This is a genomic window from Acinetobacter sp. CAU_H_S139_7, from assembly GCF_058599305.1.
In genome coordinates, this window is sequence record NZ_CM178651.1 from 2184246 (window position 1) to 2200084 (window position 15839).

General features: G+C 41.4%; 19 protein-coding genes. 13 read left to right on the plus strand and 6 right to left on the minus strand.

Translation table 11 applies throughout. The annotated features are described in order from the left end of the window. Positions 1-26: 26 nt before the first annotated feature. From AC4MC0_RS10725 to pabC, 4 genes are all read right to left on the minus strand, one after another. A complete protein-coding gene (locus AC4MC0_RS10725; protein WP_279043678.1) occupies positions 27-443 on the minus strand; it encodes a PaaI family thioesterase in 417 nt (138 codons plus the stop codon). Between the two features lie 87 nt (positions 444-530). Continuing rightward, positions 531-1130, minus strand: a complete 600-nt coding sequence (tmk, locus tag AC4MC0_RS10730; RefSeq protein WP_279043679.1) for a dTMP kinase — start codon at positions 1128-1130, stop codon at positions 531-533. Next, positions 1131-2186 carry an endolytic transglycosylase MltG gene (gene mltG, locus AC4MC0_RS10735; protein ID WP_279043680.1) on the minus strand — a complete coding sequence of 352 codons (1056 nt, stop codon included), beginning with the start codon at positions 2184-2186 and terminating at the stop codon, positions 1131-1133. Positions 2187-2190: 4 nt separating this feature from the next. Next, positions 2191-3000: an aminodeoxychorismate lyase gene (pabC, locus tag AC4MC0_RS10740; protein ID WP_279043681.1), complete on the minus strand. Its 810-nt coding sequence runs from the start codon at positions 2998-3000 to the stop codon at positions 2191-2193. Between the two features lie 164 nt (positions 3001-3164). On the opposite strand from pabC, the gene AC4MC0_RS10745 reads away from it, so the two are divergent. The 7 genes from AC4MC0_RS10745 (at position 3165) to AC4MC0_RS10775 (ending at position 9999) form a co-directional block, all read left to right on the plus strand. Next, positions 3165-4175: a sulfate ABC transporter substrate-binding protein gene (locus AC4MC0_RS10745; RefSeq protein ID WP_004693812.1), complete on the plus strand. Its 1011-nt coding sequence runs from the start codon at positions 3165-3167 to the stop codon at positions 4173-4175. A 37-nt stretch (positions 4176-4212) separates the two neighbouring features. Then, a complete protein-coding gene (locus AC4MC0_RS10750) occupies positions 4213-4818 on the plus strand; it encodes an alpha/beta hydrolase (protein WP_279043682.1) in 606 nt (201 codons plus the stop codon). Positions 4819-4903: 85 nt separating this feature from the next. After that, positions 4904-5737 carry a sulfate ABC transporter permease subunit CysT gene (cysT, locus tag AC4MC0_RS10755; RefSeq protein ID WP_062034663.1) on the plus strand — a complete coding sequence of 278 codons (834 nt, stop codon included), beginning with the start codon at positions 4904-4906 and terminating at the stop codon, positions 5735-5737. After that, positions 5734-6615 carry a sulfate ABC transporter permease subunit CysW gene (gene cysW / locus AC4MC0_RS10760; RefSeq protein ID WP_004693818.1) on the plus strand — a complete coding sequence of 294 codons (882 nt, stop codon included), beginning with the start codon at positions 5734-5736 and terminating at the stop codon, positions 6613-6615. Before cysT ends, cysW begins: the two co-directional genes overlap by 4 nt. A gap of 12 nt (positions 6616-6627) precedes the next feature. After that, positions 6628-7689, plus strand: a complete 1062-nt coding sequence (locus AC4MC0_RS10765; RefSeq protein ID WP_279043683.1) for a sulfate/molybdate ABC transporter ATP-binding protein — start codon at positions 6628-6630, stop codon at positions 7687-7689. 57 nt (positions 7690-7746) lie between these two features. Then, positions 7747-8670 (plus strand): CysB family HTH-type transcriptional regulator, encoded by a 924-nt coding sequence (locus tag AC4MC0_RS10770; protein ID WP_114837097.1) that lies wholly within the window; start codon positions 7747-7749, stop codon positions 8668-8670. Between the two features lie 120 nt (positions 8671-8790). Then, positions 8791-9999 (plus strand): outer membrane protein transport protein, encoded by a 1209-nt coding sequence (locus tag AC4MC0_RS10775; RefSeq protein WP_078425992.1) that lies wholly within the window; start codon positions 8791-8793, stop codon positions 9997-9999. Positions 10000-10058: 59 nt separating this feature from the next. Here the strand turns inward: AC4MC0_RS10775 and carO are convergent, their stop codons facing one another. Further along, positions 10059-10805 carry an ornithine uptake porin CarO gene (carO, locus tag AC4MC0_RS10780; protein ID WP_078425991.1) on the minus strand — a complete coding sequence of 249 codons (747 nt, stop codon included), beginning with the start codon at positions 10803-10805 and terminating at the stop codon, positions 10059-10061. A gap of 304 nt (positions 10806-11109) precedes the next feature. Here carO and dapD point away from each other — a divergent pair, with 304 nt between their 5' ends. From dapD to AC4MC0_RS10810, 6 genes are all read left to right on the plus strand, one after another. Continuing rightward, positions 11110-11931 (plus strand): 2,3,4,5-tetrahydropyridine-2,6-dicarboxylate N-succinyltransferase, encoded by an 822-nt coding sequence (gene dapD / locus AC4MC0_RS10785; RefSeq protein WP_004693827.1) that lies wholly within the window; start codon positions 11110-11112, stop codon positions 11929-11931. 95 nt (positions 11932-12026) lie between these two features. Beyond that, the gene (gene queE / locus AC4MC0_RS10790; RefSeq protein ID WP_078425990.1) at positions 12027-12737 is read left to right on the plus strand and encodes a 7-carboxy-7-deazaguanine synthase QueE; all 711 of its coding nucleotides are present in this window, start codon (positions 12027-12029) and stop codon (positions 12735-12737) included. A 43-nt stretch (positions 12738-12780) separates the two neighbouring features. Next, on the plus strand, positions 12781-13449 hold the full coding sequence (gene queC / locus AC4MC0_RS10795) for a 7-cyano-7-deazaguanine synthase QueC (protein WP_004693831.1): 669 nt from the start codon (positions 12781-12783) through the stop codon (positions 13447-13449). 16 nt (positions 13450-13465) lie between these two features. Then, positions 13466-13873, plus strand: coding sequence for a hypothetical protein (locus AC4MC0_RS10800; protein WP_004693833.1), 408 nt, complete (start codon positions 13466-13468; stop codon positions 13871-13873). A gap of 72 nt (positions 13874-13945) precedes the next feature. Beyond that, complete coding sequence (locus tag AC4MC0_RS10805) at positions 13946-14638, plus strand: Dph6-related ATP pyrophosphatase (RefSeq protein WP_490737970.1); 693 nt, start codon at positions 13946-13948, stop codon at positions 14636-14638. 9 nt (positions 14639-14647) lie between these two features. Then, entirely contained in the window at positions 14648-15106 is a 459-nt protein-coding gene (locus tag AC4MC0_RS10810) for a peroxiredoxin (protein WP_183176171.1), read from the plus strand. A gap of 72 nt (positions 15107-15178) precedes the next feature. On the opposite strand, the gene AC4MC0_RS10815 is transcribed toward AC4MC0_RS10810, so the two are convergent. Further along, on the minus strand, positions 15179-15778 hold the full coding sequence (locus AC4MC0_RS10815; protein WP_279043684.1) for a LysE/ArgO family amino acid transporter: 600 nt from the start codon (positions 15776-15778) through the stop codon (positions 15179-15181). Between the last annotated feature and the right edge of the window lie 61 nt (positions 15779-15839).

Consider the following 15839-nt stretch of genomic DNA (forward strand, 5'->3'; position numbering starts at 1 on the left):
GTCAGGCTTTTTTATTCAGACATTTTTTAGGATTTGCGTGGAATAGAATAAGTTCCCACCACATGTGCAATGGGTTCATCCTTACCCACTGAATACAACCACACATCCCCAACCACCAATGCTTTGCCAACTTTCATTAACTTACATTCACCGCGGATATTTGTAGAGGCTGCAGGTTTACTTAGAAAGTTGACCGATAAATTGGTGGTCACGGTTAAACCGACCAGCCCAATTTCCCCTAAAATGGCGATATACAATGCATAGTCTGCAAGAGTCATCATGGTTGGGCCTGAAACCGTCCCACCCGGTCTCAAATCGCGCTCATCGACCTGATACACGACTGTTGCTGCGCGCTCAGTGACAGATTCGATATGACATTTTTCTAAACTTTGCGGAAATTCCTTTTCTAAAAAAGCCACAATCTCAGTTAAGTTACTTTTCATTTTTCCTTCAACATACAGTCCTTTGTCACTGACTATAAAAGAAAAATGCATTTCACTACAGTCTGAAATAACATTTCAGACATATTTTTAGTTTAAATATTGCAACGCTTGTGCAAAAACCTGCTCTGGTGACTGGGTCGCATCCAAGCGTTTGACCCGCTCAGGATATTGTTCCCATAACTGCTGATAACCTGCTCTGACTTTTTCAAAGAATGTGACTTTTTCTTGTTCAAAACGGTCCAAATCCCCCCGTTCCCGCGCACGAGACATGCCTGTTTCAATCGGGGCATCGAGCCAAAATGTAATATTTGGCATATGGCTGACAAAGTTTTCATTCAGTAGTTGCAGCTTCGACTGGCTTAAACCACGTCCTGCACATTGATAAGCAAAGCTGGCATCGGTAAAACGGTCACACAATACGGTTTTATGTTCCGTTAAAGCAGGCACGATCACTTGTTGCAAATGCTGTGCGCGAGCCGCGTACATCAGTAGCAGTTCAGTATCATTCGACATCGACTCTTCATGATTGACTGACAATAATAGCGAGCGAATTTGCTCAGCCATCGGTGTACCACCTGGCTCACGCGTTAAAACAACCTGCTGACCTTGTTGTTCTAGATGCTCATAAATTTTGCGAATCAGTGTGGTTTTACCGACACCTTCTGTGCCCTCAAAACTAATAAACATCTATTCATCCTTCTTGGTTTTTAAAACACTGAGATATTCTTTTACAGCTTGGTTGTGCTGCTCTAAAGTCTCACTAAATGTGTGTCCACCATTGCCCGTTGCAACAAAGTAGATGTTTTTGCTGTTATCTGGGTGCATAGTAGCTTCAATGGCTTTTTTACTTGGTAAAGCAATTGGCGTAGGAGGTAAACCATTGATGGTATAAGTATTATAGGCTGTTGGAGTACGCAAGTCTTGGCGGGTAATATTGCCTGTATATTTATCGCCCATGCCATAAATCACGGTCGGATCTGTTTGCAAACGCATGCCGAGTTGAAGACGACGCGCAAACACACCCGAAACTTGCTCCAGTTCGCGGTCAACATTGGTTTCTTTTTCAATGATAGAGGCCATGATCAAGGCTTCGTATTTGTCTTTATACGGCAAATTTGCCGCACGGTTTGCCCACGCTTCATCTAAAGCTTTCATTTGGCGTTTGTATAAATCCGTTAAGATTTTTTTGTCTGACTCCCCTTTGGCGAAGAAGTAAGTATCGGGGGCAAAAAGTCCTTCAGCATGCGTATACGGAATATCTAATGCTTTTAAAAGCTGATCCATGGGTAAATTGGAGACTTCCTTTTTAACCAATGCATCCTTTTTCAATGCCTCGATCAGCTGTTTAAAGGTCGTCCCCTCAATCACCAATATACGATTCATCTCGGCATTATCGACATTGGAAATCATATCCAAAACTTGGCGAATACTCATACCTTCACGCACTTCATAAACACCGGCTTTCAACGTGTCATGAATAAATATTTTTTGATAGAGCTTTAAAATAATGGGAAAACTAGCCATGTCTTCTTTGGCTAAGCGGTCAATAAAACCGGAATAGGTATCGCCAGAGTTAATTGCCAATAACTGCTTTTTACCTTCGACAGGATAGGATTTAAATAAACTCGACCACAGTACAATCATCAATAAAACAATGATGCTCACAGCAATCAATAACAACCCTTTCACTTTGCGTTGGGGTGGTTGAGCTTTCTTTTTCGATTTGGTTTTGGCTGCGGACATACTACTACATCTGATTAAGTTGAAGACGATGGAACAAATCTATACACGGCTGAACATCTAAGTGCTGATGATTCAAACTTTTGGCTATTTTCATAGGACTCAAGGCATTGCAGAAAAATAAACTTTGAAAGCGTGGAATTTCTTCCATATCAATCATTCTCAGCTCACAGCTCATCCTTTGTTGCTGCATCCGTGACAATATTTCGGCACGCATGACACCATGTACGCCATTATAACGAAGTTCGGGACTAATCCATCGATCATTTAGCAGAATGAAACAATTACTGCTCACACCTTCAACGACAGAACCTTGCACATCTGTGACCAAAGCTTCCAACCAACCATGTTGTTCTGCCTCATGCTTAAGTAAAACTTGTTCTAAACGGTTTAAGCTTTTCACACCCACCATTTGTGGCATATTCAACCCAATCGCATGTTGCAGTACCCCTGAATCAATTTCGCTGTATGTCAAAGCCTCTGATGCTTGCGGATAGAAAAACACCCAAACGTCAGCAGGATGTGTGGGCAAACTATAACCACGCTGCCCTTCACCCCGACTAATAATAATTTTCAGAGTGCCATTTAAGTGTGCATGGGTTTGTTTTAATTGCACGATGCTGTGCTGAATAAAGGCTAAATCTGCTGACAACAACAGTCTTTCACAGGCCAATTTCAAGCGTGCTATGTGTAGAGACTCTAGCTCAATCACACCCTCACGGATACGCGCTGTACTAAAACAACCATCTCCATAGTGAAATGCACGATCTAATAATTCTATTTGTTTGATTTCTTGTGCATTTTTATAGCAATACATGCCAAACTACCCTGAAACAATTTTCTGCTTTAGTTTAATGAATTCTAAGCCGAACTCTTTTTCTTTTTTATTCATATAAAATTCATTTTTTATTATTTTTTTAGCAATAAGACTCACAGTATTCTTGCCTCATGTTTAAGAACGTTTAAAATTTGAGGTCTCACATGAGCTTATCTAAGTTAAAAATTGGGGTACTAGCAGCGCTAGTTTCAGTCACATCTTTTGGTGTTGCAGCAAAAGATTTCCTTAACGTGTCGTATGATCCAACACGCGAACTGTATGAAGATGTCAACAAACAGTTTGGCGCTTATTGGAAACAACGCACAGGACAAGACATTAACTTTAAACAGTCTCACGGCGGCTCGGGTAAACAAGCCCGTTCGGTCATTGATGGTTTAGGTGCAGATGTTGTGACACTTGCTCTTGCAGCAGATATCGATGTGATTGCTGAAAAAGCAAAACTTTTACCGACCAACTGGCAAAAGAAATTACCCAATAACTCGACACCATATACTTCAACTATCGTGTTCCTCGTCCGTAAAGGTAACCCTCAAGGTATTAAAGACTGGGGCGACCTTGTTAAGCCAGGTGTTGGCATTATTACACCAAATCCAAAAACATCGGGCGGTGCACGCTGGAACTATTTAGCAGCTTGGGCTTGGGCGAAACATCAACCTGCGGGTAACGATGCCAAAGCACAAGAATTCGTGCGTAAAATTTATAAAAATACCAAAGTGCTGGATTCAGGTGCACGTGGTGCAACCACAACTTTTGCTGAACGCGGTATCGGTGATGTTCTCTTAGCATGGGAAAACGAAGCACACTTAGCAATTCGTGAACAACCGGGTAAATTTGAAATCGTGACGCCTTCGCTGTCTATTTTGGCAGAACCACCCGTTACCATTGTTGAAAAGAATGCGGAAAAAGATGGCAATCTGAATCTGGCTAAAGCATATCTCAACTATTTGTATTCACCTGCTGGACAGGAAATTGCGGCGAAAAACTTCTATCGCCCACGTAATGCAAGCGTCTTGAAAAAATATGCAACCACATTCAAACCGTTGAAGTTGGTGACCATTGATAAAGAATTTGGTGGTTGGACTAAGGTACAAAAACAGCACTTTGAAAATGGTGGTGTATTTGACCAAATTGTGAAAGCCAATACGACGAAATAAAACCGAGTCCAGTAAATAGCTGTAAGGGAGCATCGACATGATTCATACTGTAATTGTACCGGGCGTGGGTGGAAGTGAACATGACCACTGGCAATCGTGGTTACAACGTCAGCTCAAGTCATGCTCTCGTGTACAGCAGCAGGATTGGAATAAACCCGTACTCCATGAGTGGATTGAACAATTTATCAAAACGGTTCAATCCATTCAGGAACCGATTCAAATTGTGGCGCATAGCTTTGGCTGTTTAACGACAGTCGCGGCTTTAGCACAGCACCCTGAACTAAATCAAAAAATCAAAAATTTAGTTTTGGTTGCGCCAGCTAACCCTGCTCGCTTTGGTGATGCTGGTTTTGCTCGTGATAGCCAAAACAACTATCAACAGTATTTCCACCAACTCAAGCTACAAGTTCCTACCCAAATGATCATCAGTGAAAATGATCCTTGGCTCAATTTTCAAGATGCGCTGAAACTGGCAAAAGCATGGAAAATTAGGCCTAAGAACTTGGGCCAAGTCGGACATATTAATGTTGCGTCAGGTTTTGGACCATTCCCTGAAATTTATGATTTTTTGATTTCAGAAAGTGTGCTAAAAAACATTAGTTTTTACAATGAAAGCAAGTATTTATTTAAATTTGCAATTTAAACGCTGTAATTGATACTTGTGCCGAAATTCAGTTTTATTTGAGCTGACTCTTTTTAGGTCAGCTTTCTCTCTTTGAGGAGTAATCATGTCGCAGCGATCCCGAGTGCTGCCAGGATTTGGTCTTTCTCTAGGCTTTACCCTAGCATATTTGTCATTAATCGTTCTTATTCCATTGTCCGCTGTTTTTATTAAATCTTTAGGCATTGGTTGGGATGGTTTATGGGAAATTTTAAGTTCAGAACGTATTTTAAAATCTTTGCAACTCAGTTTTAGTACAGCCCTGATCGCCGCGTTTATTAATGTGGTTTTTGGTCTACTTCTAGCATGGTGTTTAGTTCGTTACCGTTTTCCGGGTAAACGCATTGTAGATGCCTTGGTCGACTTGCCGTTTGCCTTACCCACGGCGGTTGCAGGTATTGCACTCACCTCGCTTTATGCGCCTACAGGTTGGATCGGTCAGTATCTTGAGCCTTTAGGGATTCAAGTGGCCTATACCCCAATTGGTATTACCTTAGCACTGATTTTTATTGGTATTCCTTTTGTAGTGCGGACTGTGCAACCTGTCCTGAGTGACTTGGAAACAGAGTTAGAAGAAGCAGCAGCAGCATTAGGTGCCAACCGTCTACAGATTGTGACCAAAGTGATTTTGCCGATTTTATTTCCAGCACTCATTACTGGTTTTGCACTTGCCTTTGCACGTGGCGTCGGTGAATACGGTTCAGTGATCTTTATTGCTGGGAACCAACCGTTTAAAACAGAAATTGCACCACTCATGATTATTTCGCGCTTAGAAGAATATGACTATGCAGGTGCAACCACGATTGCAGTCGTCATGTTGGTGCTGTCTTTTGCCATTTTATTCCTGATTAACTTGTTACAAGCATGGGCAAGCCGTCGTACAGGGAGAACAGCACGATGAATATCAACAGTAATGCGCTTGCTGAAAAGCTACAATCGCGTGATGCAACACGTGAGCCAACTTGGGTTCGGTACACCCTGATTACGATTGCTCTGCTGTTCTTTTTGAGCTGTTTGATCTTACCGCTGATTTTGGTGTTCGTTGAGGCCTTTAAACAAGGGGTTGGCGTCTATGCACAAGCCTTGGTTCATCCAGACACGCTCTCCGCCGTCAAACTCACTTTATTAACCGCGGTGATTGCAGTCCCACTGAATGTCGTATTTGGTGTTGCAGCCGCTTGGTGTGTGGCCAAATTTAACTTTCGTGGTAAATCCATCTTAACCACAATTATTGATATGCCATTTTCAGTATCCCCTGTTATCGCGGGCTTAATGCTGGTACTGATTTTTGGTACGCAAGGTTGGTTTGGTAGTTGGCTTATGGATAACGACATCAAAATTTTGTATGCCGTTCCTGCCATTGTATTAGCAACGATCTTTATCACCGTTCCTTTTGTTGCACGTGAACTTATTCCGCTCATGGAAGCCCAAGGAACTGAAGAAGAAGAAGCTGCGATTGTACTAGGTGCATCAGGCTGGCAAACCTTTTGGAAAGTGACCCTACCCAACATTAAATGGGGTTTAATTTACGGCGTCATTCTGTGTAATGCACGTGCCATGGGTGAGTTTGGTGCAGTATCGGTAGTTTCAGGCCATATTCGTGGTGAAACCAATACATTACCTCTGCATGTCGAGATTCTCTATAACGAATATACCTTCAGTGCGGCTTTTGCTGTGTCTTCACTCTTGGCGCTTTTAGCGATTGTGACCCTTGTGTTAAAAACATGGGTTGAGATTCGCCAAGAAAAGCAAAACAAACATAATGATTCAACAGTTTAAAGGAATGACCTCATGAGTATTCAAGTTAAAAATATTGAAAAACACTTTGGTGCATTCCATGCGCTAAATAACATTTCTCTCGATTTTCCTGATGGTCAATTGGTTGCATTACTCGGCCCATCAGGCTGTGGTAAAACCACCCTGCTTCGTATTATTGCAGGTCTTGAGTCCGCAGATGGCGGTCAAGTCATCTTGGAAGGTGAAGATGCAACCAATGTACACGTACGTGAACGTGAAGTTGGTTTTGTATTTCAACACTATGCCTTGTTTCGCCATATGAGCGTATTTGACAATATTGCTTTTGGTCTCCGCGTTCGCCCACGTGCAACACGCCCATCTGAAGCTGAAATTAAAAAACGTGTCACGCGTTTGCTGGACTTAGTCCAATTGGGCTTCTTGGCAGATCGTTACCCAGCACAACTCTCAGGCGGCCAGCGTCAACGTATTGCACTGGCACGTGCTTTAGCAGTTGAACCACGCGTACTGTTACTGGATGAACCTTTTGGTGCTTTGGATGCAAAAGTACGTAAAGAGCTCCGTCGTTGGTTACGTACTTTGCATGATGAACTTCATATCACCTCAATCTTTGTAACGCATGACCAAGAAGAAGCTTTAGAAGTCGCAGATCAAATCATTGTGATGAATAAAGGGAATGTCGAGCAAATTGGTTCTCCCCGTGAGGTTTATGAAAAGCCTGCAACACCGTTTGTGTTTGACTTTTTAGGTCAAGCAAACCGTTTCGAAGGTCAAAATAACGCAGGGACGATCCAAATTGGTGAAGACCGCATTCAATTAGATTCTTTACGTAATGCACCTTCGGGCGACGTGATTGCCTTTGCCCGTCCAGATGAATTAAGGATCCATGCACAGCCGCAAGACAATGCCATCCAAGCAACATTCGTTCGAGAATTATGGATCGCGGGCAAAGTGGTTGCAGAGCTCCATGATCGCCAAGGCAAACTGATTGAAATCTCACTGACTTCTGAAGAAGCAAAATTACACCAATTTAGACCTAATCAAACGGTATGGTTAAGCCCATCAAACTTGCATTTATTTGCAAAACCTGCGGCTTAAGACCAATTGAATGGGGCATGTTGAATGCCTCATTCATCATAAAAGAGATCCAAAAATATGAACTTTCAACAACTCAGAATTATTCGAGAAACGGTGAGACAAAACTTCAACCTCACCGAAGCCTCTGCTGCACTGTATACCTCTCAATCAGGCGTCAGCAAGCACATCAAAGACCTAGAAGATGAATTAGGCGTACAGCTTTTTATTCGTAAAGGGAAACGCTTACTGGGTTTAACTGAACCAGGTCAAGCACTACTGGGTATTGTTGAACGCATGTTGGTCGACGCAGACAATATTAAGCGTCTGGCAGATGATTTTAACCGTGTCGATGAAGGCACCTTGACGATTGCGACTACACATACGCAAGCGCGTTATGTACTACCGCCGATTGTCAATCAATTCAAAAAAGAGTTTCCAAAAGTTCATCTTATTTTGCAACAAGCCAGCCCTGTTGAAATTACCGAAATGCTTCTACAAGGTGAAGCTGATATTGGTATTGCAACTGAGTCACTCACCACTGAGGACAATCTGGCTAGTGTACCGTTCTATAATTGGCAGCACAGCATTATTACCCCTCAAAACCACCCACTGGCAAGCAAACAAAATATTAGTATTGCAGACTTGGCGGAATATCCACTGATTACCTATCACGGCGGTTTCACAGGCCGTTCAAAAATTGACAAAGCTTTTGAAGATGCTGGTGTGGATGTCGACATCGTAATGTCTGCTTTAGATGCCGATGTAATTAAAACCTATGTCGAACTGAATATGGGTGTTGGTATTGTCAACAATGTGGCATATGACGTTGAGCGTGACTACCGTTTAAAACAAATTCCAACCGATATTTTTGGTCTCAATACCACATGGATTGCAGTGCGTAAAGGTCACCTCCTGCGTGGCTATGGCTATGAATTTATCTCACTCTGCTCGCCAGATGCAGACATTAAAGCACTGAAAAGAGTGGCTTATCCAGAAGACTAAACCATTCTTATTTTCAAAAAGAGGCCTCCAAGCCTCTTTTTTTATTTTTAAATCCATATACTTTAAACGGGTATGGTGTATTATTTGATCAACTGATAAAAACAATAGTGAGCAATAACAGTGAGTAAAAATCTGTTGGGCTCTCCATTACTTTGTTTATGTTTCTATTCGTCGGGATCATGTTTTGCTGCTGCTTTTGAACTGTCAGGTCAAACAATACAACCCTTTTTTGAACGTGGAAATTATGCAGAAATTTCTCTGGCTTATATTGATCCAGATGTTTCTGGCCAAGTTCAGCATACAGAGATACTGCAACAGTTTGGCATCACTGACTTTTCAACAGGCAATTTAAGCAATGAACAAGTAATGCTGGGAGCTGCACTAAAACTCCAACTAAATTCTCAATTCAACTTTGCTGTCATTTATGACCAGCCTTTTGCTATAGACATCGATTATCACTATCGCCCAAAGATTTATGGTGAAAGTCATGAGGTTGAATCTGCCGATATCGACTTTGAAAGTCATAATCTCAGCTCGCTTTTAGGCTATCAATTCAGCCCACAATGGGAAGTCTATGGTGGTTTAAGCTATCAAAGTTTTGCAGGCTCTTTAAAAGCCCAAGGTCAGACCTATTCTGTGTTTGATGGCTATGATGCCAAGTTTAAGCAAGATGAAAGCTTGGGCTGGTTAGCAGGGATTAGTTATCAAATTCCTGAATATTATTTTAGAACATCTTTGACCTATCGCTCAGCCATTAAGCATGAAATGACCACAACAGAGTCTATCGAGGTCGGCGTAGACACCCCCAATGTGATGGAGGTGAAAACACCACAATCGGTAAACCTTGATTTCATGACAGGACTCCCTTATCAAAATATCTTGTACGGAACGCTACGCTGGGTGAATTGGCAAGACTTTGTCATTCAACCACCCAAATTTCAAGCCGTGATCGATTATGCAGCGATACTTTACCCTGAAGCCAAAGACGTCAAACTTATTCAGTACAATGAAGATCAATGGTCTGCAAAACTTGGCCTAGCACACGTATGGAACAAAAAGTGGTTGAGTACTATGGAACTGCTCTGGGACTCTGGGATTAATAATCCTGCATCTACGCTTAATCCAAGTGATGGTTATCAAGGTATTGGTCTAGGCAGCATGTACACATACAACACTGAATTTGATATCGCGGCTGGTCTATATTATTTGCGTTTTAAGAAGTCTAAAACATCTTCTGACTCAAACCCACTGGCAAACATTACAGGACTTTCAGCGCTGAATGATAATGATGCATGGATCTTAGGACTCAAATTTGCCCATCATTTTTAAAGAATTTAGCTAAAGTCAGACATAAAAAAACGAGCCGAAGCTCGTTTTTTATGTGTTAATTACCAGTGGTAACTTACACCTAGTTTTGCAACTGGCATCCACTCGTATTTATCGTCATTCGCAATTTTACGCGCTTCATTATCAGCAGCAGTTTGACCTGAAGTTGAACCACCGACTTCTTGTAATCCTGTCGCTGTTAAATTTACAGAAGGGTTACCTGTGTAGTAAGCACCCACTTCACCAAATACACCCCAGTTTTGATTAATCTTAGGTGCTAAACCAAAACCTACATATGGAGCAATATCATTTTTATATGCTAAAGAACCATCGACAGAACCACTACCTGATGGAGCATTGAAGTTCTTACCATCAATTTTGATTGTGTCATTTGAATTATTCAAACGTTTGCTCAATGCATAATCGTTATCAATGTAACCTACACCAGCTGCAACGTATAAACCTTGAGCCCATCGATTTGTACTTGTACCCCATGGACGAATCTCAGCATTTAAATAAGCAAGGCTGTTGTCCATATCCATGTCGTATTTGGTGCCATCGATAGACAAATCATCAGACCATGAAATGTCACCACCGTTGTAACCTAACGCTAAACCCACATATGGGTTAGCTGTCCACAACAAAGCGCCACCATAACCTGTTGTACCGACTTCAGCACGAACACCAGTAGGAATTAATTTATTTTGGTCAAAAGCATAACCATCTTTTACGACTGCATCATCAGCAAAAGCTGTACCTGCGACTGCTGACATTGCTGCTGCAATTGCAACTAAACGTAATGATTTCATGTTTTTTTCTCCTCCAATCAAAGATTTTTTACATCATTTACTACAATTTTTTAATGAGCCCATCATAAAACACCTCTTGACTGTTTTTTATTCTAGATTTAGGTTGTTTTTGTTATTTTTTGATACATTTTATACTTTCTTGTTGTTTTAAATCACAATTCTTTACTTAATCCTCCAGTTAAACCAGCCCTAAAAGTCTTATATCCAATCATTCATTATTATTTCCGATCCTATGCTGTTTTTTCATCTATTCTCTGCACAATTTAGTGTAAAATCAGGAAAATTTTTTTCTGGAAGGAAGATCATGTCTCAGCTTTCAACAATTATTGAACAAGCGTTTGAAGACCGTGCGAATTTTACAGCAGCGGACTGTCCTGCTGAAGTTCGTGCAGCAGTTGAAGAAGTCATTGCTGGTTTAGATAACGGGACATTACGTGTTGCTGAAAAAATTGATGGTGAGTGGGTTGTTCATCAATGGGTGAAAAAAGCTGTGCTTTTATCATTTAAACTAAATGACAACAAACCAATTGAGTCATGTGACCTTCAATTCTACGACAAAGTAGATACTAAATTTACAGGTTGGACTGAAGAACAGTTTAAAGCGGCTGGCGTACGTGTTGTTCCTCCTGCGGTTGCCCGTAAAGGTTCTTTCCAAGCGAAAAACGTGGTGTTAATGCCTTCTTATGTGAACATTGGTGCATATGTTGACGAAGGCACCATGGTTGACACATGGGCGACTGTTGGTTCATGTGCTCAAATTGGTAAAAATGTTCACCTATCTGGTGGTGTAGGTATTGGTGGTGTTCTTGAGCCACTTCAAGCGAACCCAACGATTATTGAAGACAACTGCTTCATCGGTGCACGTTCTGAAATCGTAGAAGGTGTGATTGTAGAAGAAGGTTCTGTAATTTCTATGGGCGTGTTCATCGGTCAATCAACTAAGATTTTTGACCGCGCAACTGGCGAAATTCACTACGGCCGTGTACCAGCAGGTTCTGTTGTAGTTGCGGGGAGCTTACCTTCTAAATGTGGTACTTACAGCCTGTATGCTGCAATCATCGTAAAAAAAGTAGATGCACAAACACGTTCTAAAACGAGCTTGAACGATTTACTACGCGACGAATAATTTTTAGTTGTCGTGCGGAACTCAAGTTCCTCATCTCTACGGTTAAGACTAGCCGTAGAGATTTTTGTTTTTCTAACCTGTGGTTTAATTTTGCTATGAATACGCTTCGATCTTCTGCTATCCCTGTTTCTGATCCTTCTGCGGGTCTACGTATCACGGAGATCTTTTATTCTTTGCAAGGAGAAGCCAACACCTCAGGACTGCCAACAGTTTTTATTCGTTTAACGGGTTGTCCACTACGTTGTACATACTGCGATACGACCTACTCGTTTGAAGGTGGCGAACGCCAATCTTTAGATCAGATTATTCAAACCACGCTTGATTTTAAAACCCCTTATGTCTGCGTGACAGGTGGTGAACCTCTTGCACAGCCCAATGCGTTGCCTTTAATGCAACGTCTTGCTGACCTCGGCTGTCAAGTCTCTTTAGAAACCAGTGGCGCTTTAGATGTGTCTAAGGTTGACCCACGTGTTTCAAAAGTATTAGATTTGAAAACCCCAACTTCAGGTGAAGTTGCACGAAATTTGCTTTCGAATCTCGACCATTTAACCCAGCACGACCAAATCAAATTTGTCATTTGTAACCGTGAGGATTATGAATGGTCAAAACAGCAAGTTGAAGACTATAAACTCAATGAAAAAGTCAGCACAGTATGGTTCTCTCCTGCTTTTGCCGTTGAGAAAGGTGCTACTCGTTTACCTCAACTTGCACGTGACTTAGCGCAATGGATATTAGAAGACCATCTCCCTGTTTGCTTCCAACTCCAACTCCACAAGTTGCTTTGGAATGACGAAACTGGTCGCTAATACATTGCCTATTCATCTTTAATTTATATTTGGAGAAATTTGTATGCGCCCTCGTGCCATAGTTTTGTTATCTGGCGGTTTAGACTCAACAACTTGTTTAGCATGGGCGCAAGCACAGTATGACTGTACAGCGCTCAGCTTTATGTATGGTCAACGCTCAACCACTGAGCTCGATGCCGCACGCGAACTGACAAAAAAAGCAGGCGTAGAACATCGTGTCATTAATATCGACTTAGGTAATTTGGGCGGTTCTGCGTTAACAGACCATAGCATTGATGTTCCAGATCATGAACAAGTCGGTATTCCTGTAACTTATGTTCCAGCACGTAACACGATTTTCTTATCTTATGCCCTAGCAGCAGCAGAAGTTTTAGATGCCGAAGCCATTGTGATTGGTATTAATGCTGTTGATTATTCAGGGTATCCTGACTGTCGTCCTGAATTTATTGAGGCATTTGCCAACATGGCTCGCCTTGCAACCAAGGTTGGCGTTGAAGGAAAACCTCTTAAATTTGAAACACCTCTGTTACATTTATCCAAAGCAAATATTATTCGCTTAGGTATAGAACATGGCGTAGACTATAGTCAAACGGTGTCTTGCTACCAAGCAGATGACCAAGGACGTGCTTGTGGGAAATGCGACAGCTGCCGTCTTCGTAAAGAAGGTTTTGCAGATGCTGGCGTAACAGACCCAACGCGTTATATACCGTAACGACAAGGTACAGTTTATGAAAAATTTAAAATCAAACATTTTGCTTTCTACATTGGTGTCTGCAGCTGCATTGTTCGCTACAGCTTCAAATGCTGCTGAATCGAACAAATTACAAGAAGCGTATAAAAGCAGCAATGTAAAATCGGCATTAATTAATGTTTGTAAAGAAGAAACTGCAAAAAGCAAAAAGCTTAGCGCAGCAGAAGTAAGCAAATACTGTACTTGTGCAGTTGAAGCTGATGGTAAGTTGACCAATGCACAAAAATGGGAAATCCAAAGTGCGATCAACCAAAAGAAAAGCCCATCTACTTTAGCTTTTGTACAAAAGCAAAATAAAGACTTGCAAACATGTTTCGGTCCACAGTTAACAGGTAAATTAAAATCTTTAACTGAAGAAGCAATGAAAGCTGCTCCGAAAAAATAATTCACTGAATGTGAATAAAGCCTGCTCTATGCAGGCTTTTTTATATGTTCAAAATAGATAGAACCTGAAAATATGCTCACCGAATGGAATACACGCGCCCAAAATCGCAAATTTGTTGCGTCATATAGTGGTGGAAAAGACAGCAGCCTTGCTTTATACCAAGCGATGCAAATGGGTGAACCTGTTGCATTAATTGTCATGTTAGAAGAGCAAGGTCTGAAATCACGCTCACATGGAATGTCCCTCGAAATTATTCATGCGCAGGCCAAAGCAATTGAGCTTCCCATCTACAGTGCCTCTGCGACATGGCAAGACTATGAAAACCAGTTCATTCAACTGTTACGAAAAGCTCAAGCTCTTGGAGCAGAAAGTTTAGTCACAGGTGATATTGATTTAATGGCACATGCTGAATGGAATCAATCCGTTTGCGATAAAAGTGAGCTCAGCTTATGTATGCCATTGTGGCAACGTCCACGTTCAGACATTGTGCATGAGCTTATTCAGCTTGGTTTTCAAAGCATCATCGTTACGGTCAACTTAAACTTAGGCATGACAGTTGAAGACTTAGGTCAAGTGCTTAGCCTTGAATATGTCAATGAACTGGTTGCAAGAGGTATTGACCCTTGTGGTGAAGCGGGTGAATTCCACACTACGGTGATTGATGGCCCAATTTTCAAACATCCACTTTCGGTCGTTAAAGGTGATATTCTGTATCACGAAAATTATGCCTTTTTACCACTTGAATTAGAACAACGCGACATTTAAGGATAGAACATGACTGATACCATCCAACTCCCAAATCAGAACTTTCCAGCCACAACGGGTGAAGTGAACTTAACTGAAGTGCCGACTGAGTGGCTGATTGTGTATTTTTACCCGAAAGATTCAACGCCTGGTTGCACAACTCAAGCCGTTGGTTTTTCATGTTTAAAAGATCAGTTCGATGCCCTACAAACCACAATCATTGGTGTTTCACGTGACTCGGTTAAAGCGCACCAGAATTTTACAGAAAAGCAGGCTTTAACCATTAATTTAATTAGCGACAAAGAAGAAGTGCTGTGTAAACACTTTGATGTGATTAAAGAAAAAAATATGTATGGTAAAAAAGTGATGGGTATTGAGCGCTCAACTTTTATTTTCCATAACGGTAAGCTGGTTAAAGCGTATCGTAAGGTAAAAGCTGCGGGACATGCTGAACAAGTTTTAGAAGACTTAAAAGCATTACAGGCTTAATGTACATCAGCCCGCAAATGCGGGCTTTGTTTTTTGTGATTTTTTAATTTATAGTTTTTATTGCACACACTTTTACTTCACAAGCAGTGAAATGGCGATTCCCCACATCACTAAAGCAATAATCGCATCCAGTAGATTCCACGCTTTCGGATTGGCAAAAATCGGAATCAATACGCGAGCACCATAGCCCAAAGCAAAGAAAAACAACCAAGATGCACACACAGCCCCTAAAGCAAAGTACGCAGGTTGCTCAAACTGAGTTGAAATAGAACCCAGTAAAATAACCGTATCTAAATACACATGCGGATTAAGCCAAGTCAGCGCCAAACACAGCAAAATAATATTCACTAGATGATGCTTTTCAATGGGACTTGCCTCCAAGCCCTGCTGTGATTTGAATGCCCGCAGCGCATGTTGGAATCCATAACAAAACAGGAAAAGTGCCCCCGCCCATTTGGCAAACTGAATAATTTCAGGATAGTGCTGAAGCACTTTTGAAAAACCCGAAACGCCTAAGACAATTAAAATCGAATCCGACAGTGCACAGACAAGACACACCCAAAAAACGAACTGCTTTTTGAGCCCCTGTTTTAGCACGAATGCATTTTGAGCCCCAATGGCAATAATGAGGCTCATCCCGACTGCAAACCCTTGTACATATGTACTTAACATTTTGACTTTTCAACTTAATTGATGATGTCAGGATTATCTTTCATTTTTCATTTAATTAAGT